This is a genomic window from Sphingomonas sp. CCH9-F2, from assembly GCF_001556735.1.
In the GTDB taxonomy this organism is placed as follows: domain Bacteria; phylum Pseudomonadota; class Alphaproteobacteria; order Sphingomonadales; family Sphingomonadaceae; genus Sphingomonas; species Sphingomonas ginsenosidimutans.
Window position 1 is genome coordinate 1 of sequence record NZ_LSJO01000563.1, and the last position, 2,262, is coordinate 2,262.

Consider the following 2,262-nt stretch of genomic DNA (forward strand, 5'->3'; position numbering starts at 1 on the left):
CCCCGGAACCGCCCGTGGCGCCCGGTCTTCACCCTTCGATCGGCCGGATGCCGCGGCCGTTCCCCGCGGATCCGCCGGACGACAAAGGATTTTGCGGTTGATCCCCGATCCTCCCCGAAAATCCCTTCTCATCCCCGATTAACCCTGATACATCCTCCAGCACGACATTGGGGGCAGAACCACTGTTGGTGACCGACGCAGATCGTCGGCGGGCGGCGATGGCCGTGCGCCGGGCAGGTCGGTTTTGCGCCCCGCGTGCGAGGTGGGCGTGGCAGAAAGGGTGGACTATCAGGGAAAGGGGCTGGGCCTTGTCGATGACAAGGGTCGGGTAGCCATTCCCAATACCCTGCGCGCGATGCTGGCGAAGAACGCCCCGCGCGAGGACGGCAAGGACGGCGGCACCGTCATCATCGCGCCGCACCCCGAACATCGCTGCCTGATCGCCTACGATCCCGGATTCGTGCCCTATTGGAAGGCGAAGCTGGAGGCGCTGGACGCCGCACAGTTCGAGAAGAGCGGGCGTGTCGACTATAACATCCTGGATCGCGCCGGCGGGGCCGAGCCGCTGCCGTTCGACGGATCGGGCCGCTTCATCATGCCGACGTTCGAGCGCCGCTATGCGCGGATCGGCGCGGCCGCGGTGTTCCTGGGGTCGTTCAACTGGATCACCATCTGGGCGCCGCAGATCCTGATCGAGACGCCGGGCATCGACCCGTTCCTGAAGGAATTCGTGGAGTTCACCTGCGAGGACAAGGGGATTTCCCTGTCATGAGCGGTGATGCCACCATGCCGCATATCCCGGTCCTGCTGGACGAGGTGATCGACGCGCTTGCCCCCGCCCCCGGTGAGCGCCACGTCGATGCCACGTTCGGTGCCGGCGGCTATACCCGCGGCATCCTGTCGCGCGGCGCGCAGGTGATCGCCTTCGATCGCGATCCCGATGCGATCGACGCCGGCGGCGCGCTGGGGGAGGAGGCGGCCGGCGCGCTGGTGCTGGTCCCTGCGACCTTCTCGGCGATGGCCGAGGAACTGGCTGCACGCGACCTGTTGCCGGTCGATGGCGTGACGATGGATATCGGCGTGTCGTCGATGCAGCTCGACCAGTCGGCGCGCGGTTTCTCGTTCCAGGCGGACGGCCCGCTCGACATGCGCATGAGCCAGGCGGGCATGTCCGCGGCCGATTTCCTGAACGAGGCGGACGAGGAGGTGATCGCCGACGTCCTGTACCGCTATGGCGAGGAGCCGAAGTCGCGGCGGATCGCACGCGCAGTCGTCGCGGCGCGCCCGCTGACCACCACCGCGCAATTCGCCGCGGTGGTGCGCAAGGCGCTGGGCCATCGCCCGCACGACAAGAAGGATCCGGCGACCCGCGCGTTCCAGGCGGTGCGCATCCACGTCAACGGCGAGCTGGACCAGCTGGAGCGCGGGCTGGAGGCGGCCGAGCGCGCGCTGAAGCCCGGCGGGCGGCTGGCGGTGGTGACGTTCCATTCGCTGGAGGACCGCATCGTCAAGCGGTTCCTGCGGGACCGGTCGGGCGGTGCGCCCGGCGGATCGCGCCACATGCCGGTTGCCGCGCCGACGCGCGCACCGACGTTCGAGATAACGTCCCGCGCCGTGCGCGCGGGCGAGCAGGAGCTGGCCGCCAACCCGCGCGCCCGCTCCGCCACACTTCGTACCGCCCGGCGTACCGGGGCGGCTTCTTGGGTTCTGGAGGCGTAACGATGGCGGCGATGTATCGGTTGAAGGGGCTGGGCTGGCTGGCCAGCTGCGCGATGGTGGCGATCGGTTTCTACCTGGTGTCCTCGCAGGTGGCGGCCGAGCGCAAGAAGCTGGAGCAGATCGACCGCAAGATCGTGTCGGCGCAGCGCGACATCCGGGCGCTGGAAACCGAGTTCGACGTGCGCGCGAACCTGGCGCAGCTGGAACGCTGGAACGGCGACACGCTGGCGCTGACGGTGCCGACCGCGCAGCAGTTCGTCGCAGACGAGGCCGCGCTGGCATCGCTGTCGCCGGATCAGGGCCTGACGCTGCCGGGCGGCGAGGGTGCGGTGCGCACCGCGCAGCTGATCGTTCCGGCCACGCCCGCCATCGCCAATGCCGGCGCGATCCAGATCGCCGCCACCCCGATCACCCCGTCGCCCGCGCCGGTGGTGCGCACCGCCGCGCTTGCCACGACGCGCCGCGCGCCGATCGCGGTCGGCGGCATGGTGAAGGTGGTCGCGCCCGCCACGCCGGCGCGCTCGGCGCGGCTGGCCCCGGCGG

Annotated in this window: 3 protein-coding genes; all 3 read left to right on the top strand. The window is 70.1% G+C overall.

The window, feature by feature from the left end; translation table 11 throughout:
* Positions 1-268 precede the first annotated feature (268 nt).
* Complete coding sequence (locus tag AX685_RS15865) at positions 269-772, top strand: division/cell wall cluster transcriptional repressor MraZ (RefSeq protein ID WP_066490392.1); 504 nt, start codon at positions 269-271, stop codon at positions 770-772.
* On the top strand, positions 769-1,719 hold the full coding sequence (gene rsmH, locus AX685_RS15870; protein ID WP_066490384.1) for a 16S rRNA (cytosine(1402)-N(4))-methyltransferase RsmH: 951 nt from the start codon (positions 769-771) through the stop codon (positions 1,717-1,719). The genes AX685_RS15865 and rsmH overlap by 4 nt, the downstream gene beginning before the upstream one ends.
* Before the next feature lie 2 nt (positions 1,720-1,721).
* On the top strand, positions 1,722-2,262 hold a 541-nt coding region (locus tag AX685_RS15875; RefSeq protein ID WP_066490386.1), incomplete at its 3' end, for a hypothetical protein.